This window comes from Hydrogenophaga sp. LT287, assembly GCF_055702805.1.
This window is the reverse complement of the sequence record NZ_JBVPZC010000003.1, coordinates 14,874-27,759: the sequence shown is the minus strand read 5'-3', so window position 1 is coordinate 27,759 and position 12,886 is coordinate 14,874. Positions and strand designations below refer to the sequence as shown.

The following is a 12,886-nucleotide window of genomic DNA, read 5'->3' as shown; positions in this document are numbered from 1 at the left end:
GGTCATTTCTCCAGAGTGGCTTTGAGGATGGTGATGGGGGTTTTGGGCACGTTCTGATGCGGCCCCTTGTTGCCGACGGGCACGGTTTTGATTTTGTCCACGACGTCCATGCCTTGGATCACCTTACCAAAAACGGTGTAGCCGTAGCCGTCGGGATTGGGTGCATTCAGCATGGCGTTGTCCACCACATTGATGAAGAACTGTGCCGTCGCAGAGTTGGGATTCGCCGTCCGGGCCATGGCAATGGTTCCACGGTCGTTCTTCACGCCGTTCTGCGCTTCCAGGGGAATGGGGGCTCGGGTCGCCTTTTGCTCAAAATCCACAGTGAAACCGCCGCCTTGGATCATGAAACCATCCATGACCCTGTGGAAGATGGTGTCGTTGTAGTGCTTGTCTCGCACGTACTGCAGGAAGTTGTCTACCGTTTTGGGGGCCTTGTCGGGGTAGAGCTCCAGCACGATGTCGCCCATGGACGTGGTCACGCGCACTTTGGGCGCTGCGGTTTGTGCCAGAGCGTTCAAGGGTGCAAGCGCCACGGCCAGTGTGGCGGTGGCCAGCAGGGTGCCTAACTGGCGGCGCTTCAGGCGCATAGCCACGGGTAGTAGGGTCATCAGGGCGCTCCTTCAAAAAATATTTTCCACTGATCGCTCTCGCGCATCCAGTACTGGCGCTTGGTGGTGCCGCGTGTTTGGCCCAAGGCCACCTCGCCAAAGGTCACCACCATGGTGTCTTCCGTGTCGCGCCAGCGCAGCATCGACACATCTTTCAGCTCCAGTTCGCGCGCACCGGCGGACCGAATTTCGCCTTCCATGCGCGGCCACCATTGGGCCAGATCGCGGCCTTGGCTGCGGAAGCGGTCGGAGTAAAAGCCCTTCAGCTCGCTCAGCTCGCCCTGGCTCTTGAGGCTGCGCCACGCTTCGAGCGCGGCTTCAAATTGCTGGCGGTCGGTGTTCAGGGCCGCTGGTTCCACCCAGTGCAGCTCGGGCGCAATGACCACGGGTGTGGTGCGGATCTGCACCGTGGAAAGCAGGCGTTCCAGGTCGGGGTTGGACATCACCACACAACCATCATACGCTTGTGGCGCGCGCACAAACTGCTCGCGCGGCGTGCCGTGGAGCCAGATGCCACTGCCGGTCTTGCCACGCTGCACATCCAGTGCGTTCGGGTAGTTGATGGGCAGAGCGCCTACGCCGTACAGATCGGGCAGATCGTCCGGGTTGAGGTTGCTGGTGATGTAGTACACGCCCAACGGAGTGCGCTTGTCGCCTTCGACCACTTTTTCAATGCCCGAAAGACCCACCGAAATGTAGTAGTCACCCAGCAGGCGCATCTGTGGGCTGCGCTTGCCGTTGGCGTCAGGCGCCGCAGATGCCACGTTTTCAAACAGATAGAGCCGCGAACGCGACGCGTCAATGGCGATGGCGTGCCGGCTTTGGGACGAGAGCGTCAAAAACTGGGTGGGAATGTGACCCTCGGGCGGGCGCTCGGTGAGTGCACGCAGGCGCCGGCGCGATTCGTCGCGCAACACCGCCAGCTGCTCGGCGGCGGCGGTGGCTTTGGTGTCGGGCACATCACCCAGCAGGCGCACGGGCCGGGTTTGCAGCGTGAGCAGGTCGCCGAGCACGAGCTGCGCCAGCTGAAAGTTGGGGTGCGCGCGCACCAGCGCTTCGGTTTTTGCCAGCGCATCGCGGCGCTCGCCCTGGCTGATGAGTTGGTAGATCTGAATCAACTCCGCTTCGGCGCGCCCCAGCAGAGGGCTGACTTGCTCAAAACTGTCACCGTTCAGGGGCTGGCTGCTCAGGCCCGAAGGCGTTTGTCCAGACAACGCCTGCGCAGCGTCTTGCACCTTCGCCAGGGCGCTGTCCATGAGCGACACCGGCGCGGCAGGGTCTACCGCTTGACCTGAGGCAGCGGACACGGGCTCCACGACATCGCCCGGCCCGGCGAGGCCAGAGGGCTCGCGGCCCCAGCCCGAGAAAAAGACAGCTGCCACGACGGCCGCGGTGACGGCAGCACCGAGGCCCAGAGCGGTGCGACCGTTCCAGGTGGAGGTTGAAGCGGGCCTCACCGATGGAAGCGTGGCGTACCCATGCTGCGAATAACGCCGACTGGCCATCAAGAACCTGTGGACTCGCGCACGATCAGCCAGCGGCTACCGCTTTTGACCATGTCGAGCGTCTTGCGGCTGGTGACGTTGAGGGTGTCAGAGCTGTAGGCCTGGCGAAAGCGCGCGGTGGCCCGGTCACCGTTGACGGTAATCGTAAGGTCGCTGATGTCCACGCCAATGCGTGAGCGGGGCACGATGCGGGCCTTGCGGTCTGCTTCCCACGCGCTACGCGACTGGCCGGATGGTGGCGTGAAGCTGGTCGCGTAAGCGCCCAGGTAGCTGGCCATGTTTTTGGTCGACCATGCTTTGGCCCATGCCCGGACGGCCGCTTCCACGTCGTCTTGAGCGCCGCTGGATGCCGCAGGGGCAGGGGCAGGCGCCGGCTCGGGTTTGGTTGCCGGCGTGACCACTGGGGCGGGCTTGGGAGCCGCAGCCACGGTGGTGGGCGGGGCAGGGCGCGCCCCCTTGGAGTCGGCGGCAAACAGGTTGCGGATCAGGCTCAGCTTGGGTGCGACAGCGGCATTGCCCGCGTCGAGCTGCAGGGCTTTGCTGTAGGCCTGGCTGGCGAGCTTGGCGTACACGTCACCCAGGTTTTCATGCGCGGTGGCGTAGCTGGGGTTGGTGCGAATGGCCATTTCCAGCGCCGCGCGGGCTTTGTCAAACTGGCTCTGGCCTGCGTACAGCACGGCCAGGTTGTTGTATGGCTCTGGCAGTTCCGGGAAGTCTTCGGTCAGCTTGCTGAAGGTGGCAATGGCTTCCGCGGGCTTGCCGCCTTCGGTCTGGATCACGCCTTTGAGAAACCGCATTTGCGGATCGCGGGGTTTGGCCACCAGGTACTGGTCGGCCTTGGCCAGCGCTTCATTGAGTTGACCCGCCCGCACCAGGCGGTTGACGTCGGCGTATTCGTCTGTCTGCGCCATGGCCAGGGGGCTGGCCAAGGTGGCCGACACCGCCACCGACAGGGCCAGACGGCGGAGCTGTTTGCCCAGGCTGGCTTGTGCAGACTTGCCTGGCTGGGCAAAGGTTTGTGTCATTGAGTGGCTCATGGGACCTCGGGGGCGAACGTGTTCGGGTGTGTCGTGCGGCGGGACGTGAAACACGGTTTGAAGGCCCGGATTCGCACGCTGGCACAGCATCGGCTGGCTATACTGGCGGATTGTATCTGAGGGGTGTAGGTCCAATGGTTGCGGCACAACAGGCTTGAGGCCTTGGCAACCCTGCGCGTGGACGTTGTCACACACTGCCCGACCGCAGCGGTTTTTACGCCGTCTGCGCTCCACCCTGCACCCGTAAAGCCCGACCTTTCATGACATTAAGAATTTACAACACGCTCTCGCGTCGCCTGGAAGAATTTCGGCCGATCGAACCCGGTCACGTGCGCATGTATGTGTGCGGCATGACGATTTACGACCTGTGCCACATCGGGCACGCCCGCATGATGATGGCGTTTGACGTGGTGCAACGCTGGCTCAAGGTCAGCGGCTACCGCGTGACCTATGTGCGCAACATCACCGACATAGACGACAAGATCATCAAACGGGCGCTTGAGCGCGGCATCACGCTGCGCGCACTGACCGACGAAATGACCGCGGCCATGCACGCGGACACGGGAGCTTTGGGGATCGAGCCGCCCACCGTGGAGCCGCGTGCCACGGCCTATGTGCCGCAAATGCTGTCGTTGATCGGGCAGTTGCAGACCAAAGGCCTGGCGTACCAGGCCGACAACGGCGACGTGAACTTTGCGGTGCGCAAGTTTGACGGCTACGGCAAGCTATCCGGCAAGTCGCTGGACGACCTGCGTGCCGGCGAGCGTGTGGCGGTGGCGAGCGACAAAAACGATCCGCTGGACTTTGTGCTGTGGAAGTCGGCCAAGCCGGATGAGCCCGCAGAAGCCAAATGGGACAGCCCGTTTGGACCGGGGCGCCCGGGCTGGCACATCGAGTGCTCGGCCATGAGCTGCGCCACGCTGGGTGAGACGTTTGACATCCACGGCGGGGGCGCTGACCTGCAGTTTCCGCACCACGAAAACGAGATTGCCCAGTCCGAAGGCGCGAGCGGTCAGCCGCTGGCCCATGTCTGGATGCACAACGGGTTTGTGCGTGTGGACAACGAAAAAATGTCCAAAAGCCTGGGCAACTTCTTCACCATCCGCGAGGTGCTGCAAAAGTACGACGCCGAAACGGTGCGCTTTTTCATCTTGCGAGCGCATTACCGCAGCCCGCTGAACTACAGCGACGTGCACCTGGACGACGCCCGCGCTTCGCTCAAGCGCCTTTACACCGCGCTCAGCCTGTTCGACGCCGTGCCTGCTGCGCCCATCGATTGGAGCCAGTCATTTGCCCAGCGCTTTCGCGCGGCGATGGACGATGACTTTGGCACACCCGATGCGGTGGCCGTGTTGTTTGACCTGGCGAGCGAAGTCAACCGCAGCAAAGATGCCGCACTGGCTGGCCTGTTGCGGGCGCTCGGCGGTACGCTGGGCTTGCTTCAGGCCGATCCGGTGGCCTATCTGCAAGGGGGCGGTGCCGCAGAGGGCGGTCTGGACGAAATCCAGATCCGGGCGCTGATTGCCGAGCGCGCAGCGGCCAAGCAAGGCAAGAACTTCGCCGAGGCCGACCGCATTCGGCAGTTGCTGCTGGCTCAGGGCTTGGTGCTCAAAGACGGCCCCGCAGGCACGAGCTGGGAGCGCACCTGATGGCGGTGGCTCCGTTGCCCGACGTGGGCCCAGGCGCTCCCGTGTATTGGCAAGACGCCTGCCGCCACTTGATGAAGCGCGACCGCGTGATGAAAAAGCTGATCCCGCAGCACACGGGCGTCAGCCTGGAGTCGCGCGGAGATGCGTTTGTGACCCTGGCGCGCAGCATTGTGGGCCAACAGATTTCGGTGAAGGCCGCACAGTCGGTCTGGGACCGCTTTGCCCTGCTGCCCAAAAAAATGGTGCCGGCCCAGGTGCTCAAGCTCAAGGTGGACGATATGCGCGGCGCAGGTCTGTCGGCCCGCAAGGTGGAGTACCTGGTTGATTTGGCATTGCACTTTGCCAACGACCAGGTCCATGTGAACGCCTGGGCTGGCATGGACGACGAGGCGATCATTGCCGAGCTGATCGCTATCCGCGGTATTGGCCGCTGGACCGCCGAGATGTTTTTGATCTTTCACCTGATGCGGCCCAATGTGCTCCCGCTGGACGACGTCGGCTTGCAGAACGGCATCAGCCGCTGCTACTTTTCTGGCGAGCCAGTGAGCCGCAGTGAGATACGCGAAGTGGCGGCCAGCTGGGCACCTTATTGCAGCGTGGCAACTTGGTATATTTGGCGATCTTTGGACCCGGCCCCCGTGGCCTACTGAAAAAAGCTTAACTTGGGCGTTTGCTCGCCGCCTACCGCGACCTGCTCCGCAGGACCCACTGCCCACAGTGCGGTGCAGCCGCTACCACCCTACAAGACCACAGGAGTTACACCTTGGCCAAAAAGAATTTTCTCGACTTCGAGCAACCCATTGCCGAACTCGAATCCAAAATCGAAGAGCTGCGTTATGTGCAAACCGAGTCGGCGGTGGACATTTCGGCCGAAATTGAACAGCTGGCCGGCAAAAGCCTGCAGCTGACCAAAGACATCTACAGCACCCTCACACCTTGGCAGATCACCAAGATTGCGCGCCACGCGGACCGGCCCTACACGCTGGACTATGTGCGTGACATCTTCACGCACTTTCAGGAGCTGCACGGCGACCGCCATTTTTCGGACGACCTGAGCATCGTGGGCGGTCTGGCCCGTTTCAATGGCCAGCCCTGCATGGTGTTGGGCCACCAAAAAGGCCGCGACACCAAAGAGCGTGGTTTGCGCAACTTCGGCATGACCAAGCCCGAGGGCTACCGCAAGGCGCTGCGCCTGATGAAAGTGGCCGAAAAGTTTGGCTTGCCGGTGTTCACCTTTGTGGACACGCCGGGCGCTTATCCCGGTATTGACGCCGAAGAGCGCGGGCAGTCTGAAGCCATTGGCCGCAACATTTTTGAAATGGCGCAGCTGGAAGTGCCGATCATCTCCACCATCATCGGTGAAGGCGGTTCGGGCGGCGCGCTGGCCATTTCGGTGGCCGACCAGGTGCTGATGCTCCAGTATTCGGTGTACTCGGTGATCAGCCCGGAAGGCTGCGCCTCCATCCTCTGGAAAACCAGCGACCGGGCCAGCGACGCCGCCGACGCGCTGGGCATCACCGCGCACCGCCTGAAGGCGCTGGGGCTGGTGGACAAGATCGTCAACGAACCGGTGGGCGGCGCTCACCGAGACCACAAGCAAATGGCCGCCTTCCTCAAGCGCGGGTTGACGGATGCCTGGCGCCAGGTGGCCGACCTCAAGGTGAATGAGCTGGTCGAGCGGCGTTACGCACGCATCAACAGCTACGGCCGGTTCACCGACACCAAGGCCGACAGCAAAGCGGACAAGCGCTGACGTGACCGCCAGCGCACCACCCGCCAACCCCTGCGAACAGGCGTTGACCCACTGGTGCGAGCGCTGGCAGCCCGGGGGCAGAGCGGGGCAAGTTGACATGCGCGTGGCCGTGGCCTACAGCGCCGGTGCCGACTCCACCGCGTTGCTGCTGGCCGCACACCGCCGCTGGCCGGGCCGGCTCACAGCCTTTCACGTGCACCACGGTTTGCAGGCCGCTGCCGATGGTTTTGAAGCCCAGGCCCGGGCGTTTTGCACACTGCATGGCATCGACTTGCATGTGAGTCGGGTGGATGCGGCGCACGGCCCCGGCGAAAGCCCCGAGGCCGTGGCCCGAGACAGGCGTTACACCACACTCGCCAGCATGGCGCAGCAAGCGGGTGCCCACGTGGTGTTGCTGGGGCAGCACGCCGATGACCAGGCTGAAACCGTTTTGCTGGCGCTCAGCCGGGGCTCTGGGCTGCCTGGTTTGGCTGGTATGGCTGAGTGGTTTGAACGGCATGGCGTGGCGTTTGGCCGCCCGTTGCTGGCGGTGGCCGCTGCCGAACTGCGCGGCTGGTTGCAGGCTTCGGGCCATGCGTTTGTGGACGACCCGACCAACACCGATGTGCGTTACACGCGCAACCGCATTCGCGCGGTGTTGATGCCGGCCTGGGACGCCTGCTTCCCCGGGTTTCGCCCCATGCTGGCCCGCAGTGCACGCCACGCCGCGCAGGCACAAACGCTGCTGGATGATCTGGCCCGGCTGGACCTGGCCCAGACCGGTGAGCCGCCTGCCGTGGCCGCGCTGCAAGCCCTCAGCCGTGAGCGCCAGGCGAATGCGCTGCGCCACTGGCTGCGCACCTGCCACGGTGTGGCGGCCAGCGCGGCACAATTGGACGAACTGCTGAACCAGGTGGCGGACTGCCGCACGCGCGGGCACCGTATCCACCTCAAAGTCGCCAGTGGCTTTGTGGTCCGCGCGGGCGAGCAGCTGCGCTACACCCCCCCGATATAATCCGAGGGTTTTGCCCTAGTCGGGCAAGCGTCGGGAGGCTACGTGATTTCAGCGCGGCCAGCCGATTCCCACGACCTACCCAACCCAATCCAACCCGATGGCTTTGATTGTTCACAAGTACGGCGGCACCTCCATGGGGTCGACCGAGCGCATCCGCAACGTTGCACGCCGCGTCGCCAAATGGCACAAGGCGGGCCACCAGATGGTGGTAGTGCCCAGCGCCATGAGCGGCGAGACCAACCGCCTGCTGGGCCTGGCCAAAGAGCTGGCACCTGCCAACACCGACAGCGCCTACAACCGCGAACTCGACATGCTGGCTTCGACCGGTGAACAGGCTTCGTCGGCGCTGCTGGCCATTGCTCTGCAGGCCGAAGGCATGCAGGCCGTGAGCTATGCCGGCTGGCAAGTGCCCATCAAAACCAACAGCGCGTTTACCAAAGCTCGCATCGAATCCATTGACGACGCCCGCGTGCGCGCCGACCTGGACGCGGGCAAAGTGGTCATCGTGACCGGTTTCCAGGGTGTGGACCCCCAAGGCAATATCACCACCCTGGGCCGTGGCGGCAGCGACACGTCGGCCGTGGCCGTGGCCGCTGCCCTGAAGGCGGCCGAGTGCCTGATCTACACCGACGTGGACGGCGTTTACACCACCGACCCGCGCGTGGTGCCCGAAGCGCGCCGCCTGCTGCGCGTGAGCTTTGAAGAAATGCTGGAAATGGCCAGCATGGGCAGCAAAGTGCTGCAAATCCGCTCGGTGGAATTCGCCGGCAAATACAAAGTGCCCCTGCGTGTGCTGTCCAGCTTCACGCCCTGGGACATCGACCTGACTGAAGAAGCCGCCTCCGGCACCCTGATCACTTTTGAGGAAGACGAACAAATGGAACAAGCCGTCGTTTCCGGCATTGCCTTCAACCGCGATGAAGCCAAAATTTCTGTGCTGGGCGTGCCCGACAAGCCCGGTATCGCTTACCAGATCCTGGGCGCCGTGGCCGCAGCCAACATCGAGGTCGATGTGATCATTCAAAACCTGAGCAAAGACGGCAAGACCGACTTCAGCTTCACGGTGCACCGCAACGATTTCCAGAAGACCATGGACTTGCTCAAGTCCAAGGTGGTGCCCGAGCTTGGCGCCGCCGATGCCGTGGGCGACGCGCGCATCTGCAAGGTCAGCATCGTGGGCATCGGCATGCGCAGCCATGTGGGCGTGGCCAGCCGCATGTTCAAGTGCCTGAGCGACGAAGGCATCAACATCCAGATGATCTCGACGTCGGAAATCAAGACCTCGGTGGTGATTGATGAGAAGTACATGGAGCTGGCTGTGCGCGCCTTGCACCGAGAGTTTGATCTGGACCAGACCGCCGACACGATTGCGGGTTAAAAACAGAGTTGCTTCGGTGCGCGGCCAGCGCTAAAGCGGCTGCAAACTGAGGCATAATACGAGGCTCGGAGCGATGACCGAGTGGCCGAAGGTGCTCCCCTGCTAAGGGAGTATGGGGTGTAGAGCCTCATCGAGGGTTCGAATCCCTCTCGCTCCGCCACTTACGAAAAACCCGCCCACATTTTTGATGTGGGCGGGTTTTTTCTTGGGCGCGAGGTGCCGAGTCAGTGGCGTTATTTCGGTGTGTCACCGCTGTGCACATGCGTTCTGAAGTGTGACCTTTGCTGCCCCCGCGACAGGCGCTGGCGCAGCTTGTTCGACAATGCCCGGATGCGTACACCTTCCCCTGTTGCCGCCCTCTCGGGCACGGCGTTTGCCACCTTGTTGTTGATTGCGTTCATGATGGGCGCGAACCATGTGGCGGCGCGTATGGCGTTTGACCACGGTGTGGACGTGTCCACGGCGGTGGTGTTTCGCAGTGGGGTAACGGCGCTGGTGGTGGCGCTGTTGTTGCGCTTCTACCGTGTCCCGGTGCGGCTCACGGCCCGACACCGCAAAGCATTGCCTGCCATGGGCTTGCTGGTGGGGGTGCAGAGCCTGTGCCTGTATTCGGCGGTGGCGCGTTTGCCGGTGGCGCTGGCGCTGCTGGCCTTTAACACCTACCCACTATGGGCCGCTTTGTGGGCGCGGCTGGTGTACGGCCAGCGGCCGCCGGCTGCTGTGGTGCGCGCCATGCCGGTGATGCTGCTGGGCCTGGCGCTGGCGCTGGATGTGCTGGGTGCTTCATCGGGGCTGGGCGCTTCGGGCCATTGGCACGACATTGGCGCGGGTGTTGCGTTTGCCTTGGCGGCCGCCGCCACGTTTGGCTTGGCGCTGGTGCTGACGCAGCACGAAACAGCGGATCTGGATGGTCGTCTGCGCACCGCCAGCACCATGGGCATTGTGGCGGTGCTGGCGCTGGCTGGCGTGGGCGTGCAGGGCGGTTTTCATTTGCCGGTGGCTGCGCCGGGCTGGTGGGGGCTGTTGGGGCTGACGGTGTTGTACGGCACCGCTTTCACCATCATGTTCACCGTGCTGCCTCGGCTGGGCGTGGTGGGCAATTCCGCGATCATGAACATCGAGCCCATTTTTGCGCTGGTGCTGGCTTGGGCCATTTTGGGGCAGACGATTGCGCCGGTGCAGGTGGCCGGTGGCTTGCTGGTGGTGGCCACGGTCATGTGGCTGGGCCTGCGAAAGGCGTGAGGCGCTGAGCCTGATGTGGCTCAGTCGTCCAGCGAGGCGCTCCATCGCGCGTTCCAGTCACCGCGCACCTTGCCATCGCTCAGCTGATCCAGGTCGCGCCGGTCGCGCTTGGTGGGGCGGCCCTGGCTCAGGCTTTGCGCGGGTTCGGGGGCCAGTCGCCGCTGCTCCGCGGCGGCCGCCCGCAAACCGATGGATTCAGCCGTTTCTTCATAGAGCAAGGCCGCTACCGGCGCTGGGCCGCGCACACCGCTGAGCGCCCGCACCACCACGGTTCGGAGCACCTGGCCGCTGCGAATTTCAAGCACGTCGCCGGGTTTCACATCGCGCGAGGGTTTGGCCAGCTGGCCATTGAGCCTGACCCGGCCCTTGTCGATTTCTTCGGCGCTGAGGCTGCGGGTTTTGTAGAAGCGGGCCGCCCATAACCACTTGTCGAGGCGAACCTTGGCGGATGTGTTGTCGCTGTGCATGGGTGGGGTGTTCGATCAGTTGTTGGATTCAGAAGACAGGGGCAAGCGCACGGTGGCGTCGAGGCCCTTCACCTGGGCGTTGGGTCCGCGGTTGATCAGTTCGATGCTGCCACCCAGGGATTGCACGATGCCCAGGCAAATGGCCAGCCCCAAACCCGAGCCGGTGCTGGCCGAGCCGGCCCCGGTCTCGGTCGAGAACGGCTGGAACAGGCGCTCACGCAAGGCGGGTGATATGCCGGGGCCGCTGTCGCTGATGGTGAGCGCGGCGGTCCGTGCGTCGCTGACCAGTGCCACCGCCAGCCGCGAGCCTACCGGGGTGTTTTTGATGGCGTTGTGCAGCAGGTTGCGGCTGAGCTCGCGCAGCGCCCAGGCGTGGGAACGCACCAGGGCCGGGGTGGTGTCGAGCGAGAAGTCCAGCGAGCGCTCGGCGATCAGGGCAGACAGGTCGAGCGCCACATCGCGCACCACGTCGGCCCAATCGGTCCGGGGGGTGTTTTGGTCGTCGTGCAGTTGCTCCACCTTGGCCAGCGCCAGCATCTGGTTGGCCAGTTCGTTGGCGCGCTCGACCGTGTGTCCGATTTCTTCAAAGGCCTGCTTGGGCTCGACGTCGCCGCGCAATGCCGACTGCACCTGGACCTTGAGCACCGCCAGCGGTGTGCGCAGCTGGTGCGAGGTGTCGCGCACAAAGCGTTTCTGGTGTTCGAGCAAATGGGCCAGGCGCTGCATGTGCTGGTTGGTGGCGTCCAGCAAGGGCAGCAATTCGCGGGGCGCGCCGGCGGTGGGCAGCGGCGCTAGGTCGTTGTCGGTGCGCGCACTTAGCGCCTGGCTGAGCTCACGCACGGGGCGCGTGGCGCGCTGCACCACGAACACGACGATCAACGCGATGACGAGCACCAGTGCCGCCTGCCGCCACAGGGTGTCGATCAGGATCTGCCGTGCGAGCGTCTCGCGCAGTTCCAGTGTTTCGGCGACCTGAATGGTGACCATTCCTTGTTCGTAAACCCCCGAGACCGGTTGCAGCAGCACCGCCATGCGCACCGGCACACCGCGGTACTCGTCGTCGTAAAAATGCACCAGGGCGGCATAAATGGTTTGCGTCGGCAGGGCTTCTCGCCACACAGGCAAGTCTTCAAAGCCCGACACCAGTTCGCCCTTGAAGCCACTGACGCGGTAGAACAGGCGGCTGCGGTTGTCCGCTTCAAAGGCTTCAAGCGCCGAGTACAGCAGGGACGATGTCACCCGTGCGCCTGGGCCTTCACCCACCAGCGTCAGCTGTTCCCCAAGCGACTTGGCGGTGGCCAGCAGGGTGCGGTCGTAGGCTGTGTCAGCGGCGGCCAGCGCCTGGCGATACAGCACCACGGTGTTGATCAACACAAAGCCGAACACGGGCAGCAAGATGCCCAGCAGCAAGGTTCGCCTCAGCGAACTGGGCCGGGGGCTGCTGGCGGTTGGGTGGGGGGCGGCGGCGCCCGCAGGTCCCATCAGGTTCCCGCCTTGAGCAGGTAACCCAGGCCACGCAATGTGACCAGTTCGGCGCCTGTGTGGGCGATTTTTTTGCGCAGGCGGTAGGCCACCACCTCAATCGCTTCGGGCTGCACCTGACTTTGGCCCGGAAACACCGATTCAAACAGGCGCTCTTTGGCGATGGCGTGGCCTGGCTTGCCCAGCAGCGCACGCAGCAGGGCGAGTTCACGGGGGGCCAGCTCCAGAGGCGTGCCGTTGAAGTAGGCAGCGCCACTGTCTTTTTCCACGTGCATGCCGCACCAGGTGAGCGGTTTGCCCGGTGCCGTGTTGTGTGCGTCTGCGTTGCCGCTGGCTCGGCGCACGAGGGCGCGCACCCGCGCTTCGAGCTCGTCCAGGTCAAAGGGTTTGGGCAGGTAGTCGTCGGCCCCTGTGTTGAGCCCAATGATGCGGTCACCGACGGTGCCGCGAGCGGTCAGGATGATGACGGGCGTGGTGAGGCCGGCTGCACGCGCGTCGCTCAGCACCAGCAGGCCATCGCGTCCGGGCAGGCTCAGGTCCAGCAACACCGCGTCGGGCAGGCTGGCCTGCCACAGGGCCAGTGCGCGGGCGCCGTCGTCGCAGCTCAGCACCTGCACGCCACGCCGCTCCAGGCTGCGCCGCAGCGTGGTCTGCATGGTGGCGTTGTCTTCAATCAGCAGCAGTTTCATAGTCCGGATTATGGGCACCTGGCGCCCAGTTCATCCGTCCGTTCGAGGGCGCACCGCACAGGGTTTTCACGGGTCTGGT

At 64.0% G+C, this 12,886-nt stretch carries 12 protein-coding genes and 1 tRNA gene; 7 read left to right on the top strand and 6 right to left on the bottom strand.

Annotation, left to right across the window (positions count from 1 at the left end; all coding sequences use genetic code 11):
- Nucleotides 1-2: 2 nt before the first annotated feature.
- The 3 genes from AC0GNR_RS03675 to AC0GNR_RS03665 form a co-directional block, all read right to left on the bottom strand.
- Complete coding sequence (locus tag AC0GNR_RS03675; RefSeq protein ID WP_472899653.1) at nucleotides 3-611, bottom strand: peptidylprolyl isomerase; 609 nt, start codon at nucleotides 609-611, stop codon at nucleotides 3-5.
- Nucleotides 611-1,993, bottom strand: coding sequence for a L,D-transpeptidase family protein (locus AC0GNR_RS03670; RefSeq protein WP_472899652.1), 1,383 nt, complete (start codon nucleotides 1,991-1,993; stop codon nucleotides 611-613). The genes AC0GNR_RS03675 and AC0GNR_RS03670 overlap by 1 nt, the downstream gene beginning before the upstream one ends.
- Before the next feature lie 122 nt (nucleotides 1,994-2,115).
- Nucleotides 2,116-3,141, bottom strand: coding sequence for a YybH family protein (locus AC0GNR_RS03665; protein ID WP_472899651.1), 1,026 nt, complete (start codon nucleotides 3,139-3,141; stop codon nucleotides 2,116-2,118).
- Between the two features lie 272 nt (nucleotides 3,142-3,413).
- Here AC0GNR_RS03665 and cysS point away from each other — a divergent pair, with 272 nt between their 5' ends.
- From cysS to AC0GNR_RS03630, 7 genes are all read left to right on the top strand, one after another.
- Nucleotides 3,414-4,802: a cysteine--tRNA ligase gene (cysS, locus tag AC0GNR_RS03660; protein WP_472899650.1), complete on the top strand. Its 1,389-nt coding sequence runs from the start codon at nucleotides 3,414-3,416 to the stop codon at nucleotides 4,800-4,802.
- Nucleotides 4,802-5,452, top strand: coding sequence for a DNA-3-methyladenine glycosylase family protein (locus AC0GNR_RS03655; protein WP_472899649.1), 651 nt, complete (start codon nucleotides 4,802-4,804; stop codon nucleotides 5,450-5,452). Before cysS ends, AC0GNR_RS03655 begins: the two co-directional genes overlap by 1 nt.
- Nucleotides 5,453-5,565: 113 nt before the next feature.
- The gene (locus AC0GNR_RS03650) at nucleotides 5,566-6,555 is read left to right on the top strand and encodes an acetyl-CoA carboxylase carboxyltransferase subunit alpha (protein ID WP_472899648.1); all 990 of its coding nucleotides are present in this window, start codon (nucleotides 5,566-5,568) and stop codon (nucleotides 6,553-6,555) included.
- Between the two features lie 97 nt (nucleotides 6,556-6,652).
- Nucleotides 6,653-7,549, top strand: coding sequence for a tRNA lysidine(34) synthetase TilS (gene tilS / locus AC0GNR_RS03645; RefSeq protein ID WP_472899883.1), 897 nt, complete (start codon nucleotides 6,653-6,655; stop codon nucleotides 7,547-7,549).
- A 97-nt stretch (nucleotides 7,550-7,646) separates the two neighbouring features.
- Nucleotides 7,647-8,927, top strand: a complete 1,281-nt coding sequence (locus AC0GNR_RS03640) for an aspartate kinase (RefSeq protein ID WP_472899647.1) — start codon at nucleotides 7,647-7,649, stop codon at nucleotides 8,925-8,927.
- Nucleotides 8,928-8,994: 67 nt separating this feature from the next.
- Nucleotides 8,995-9,087, top strand: a tRNA-Ser gene (locus AC0GNR_RS03635).
- A 170-nt stretch (nucleotides 9,088-9,257) separates the two neighbouring features.
- Entirely contained in the window at nucleotides 9,258-10,169 is a 912-nt protein-coding gene (locus AC0GNR_RS03630; protein ID WP_472899646.1) for a DMT family transporter, read from the top strand.
- Between the two features lie 20 nt (nucleotides 10,170-10,189).
- On the opposite strand, the gene AC0GNR_RS03625 is transcribed toward AC0GNR_RS03630, so the two are convergent.
- From AC0GNR_RS03625 to AC0GNR_RS03615, 3 genes are read right to left on the bottom strand one after another with little or no spacing between them, the layout of a single operon-like run.
- Nucleotides 10,190-10,636, bottom strand: coding sequence for an RNA-binding S4 domain-containing protein (locus AC0GNR_RS03625; RefSeq protein ID WP_472899645.1), 447 nt, complete (start codon nucleotides 10,634-10,636; stop codon nucleotides 10,190-10,192).
- Nucleotides 10,637-10,651: 15 nt separating this feature from the next.
- Nucleotides 10,652-12,118 carry a sensor histidine kinase gene (locus AC0GNR_RS03620; protein ID WP_472899644.1) on the bottom strand — a complete coding sequence of 489 codons (1,467 nt, stop codon included), beginning with the start codon at nucleotides 12,116-12,118 and terminating at the stop codon, nucleotides 10,652-10,654.
- Nucleotides 12,118-12,807, bottom strand: coding sequence for a response regulator transcription factor (locus AC0GNR_RS03615; protein ID WP_472899643.1), 690 nt, complete (start codon nucleotides 12,805-12,807; stop codon nucleotides 12,118-12,120). Before AC0GNR_RS03615 ends, AC0GNR_RS03620 begins: the two co-directional genes overlap by 1 nt.
- Between the last annotated feature and the right edge of the window lie 79 nt (nucleotides 12,808-12,886).

Coding starts and splice junctions, on each gene's coding strand:
- tilS (WP_472899883.1), top strand. CDS start 6,653: ATGCGCGTGGCCGTGGCCTACAGCGCCGGTGCCGACTCCACCGCGTTG.
- AC0GNR_RS03620 (WP_472899644.1), bottom strand. CDS start 12,118: ATGGGACCTGCGGGCGCCGCCGCCCCCCACCCAACCGCCAGCAGCCCC.
- AC0GNR_RS03675 (WP_472899653.1), bottom strand. CDS start 611: ATGACCCTACTACCCGTGGCTATGCGCCTGAAGCGCCGCCAGTTAGGC.
- cysS (WP_472899650.1), top strand. CDS start 3,414: ATGACATTAAGAATTTACAACACGCTCTCGCGTCGCCTGGAAGAATTT.
- AC0GNR_RS03615 (WP_472899643.1), bottom strand. CDS start 12,807: ATGAAACTGCTGCTGATTGAAGACAACGCCACCATGCAGACCACGCTG.
- AC0GNR_RS03665 (WP_472899651.1), bottom strand. CDS start 3,141: ATGACACAAACCTTTGCCCAGCCAGGCAAGTCTGCACAAGCCAGCCTG.
- AC0GNR_RS03640 (WP_472899647.1), top strand. CDS start 7,647: ATGGCTTTGATTGTTCACAAGTACGGCGGCACCTCCATGGGGTCGACC.
- AC0GNR_RS03625 (WP_472899645.1), bottom strand. CDS start 10,636: ATGCACAGCGACAACACATCCGCCAAGGTTCGCCTCGACAAGTGGTTA.
- AC0GNR_RS03655 (WP_472899649.1), top strand. CDS start 4,802: ATGGCGGTGGCTCCGTTGCCCGACGTGGGCCCAGGCGCTCCCGTGTAT.
- AC0GNR_RS03630 (WP_472899646.1), top strand. CDS start 9,258: ATGCGTACACCTTCCCCTGTTGCCGCCCTCTCGGGCACGGCGTTTGCC.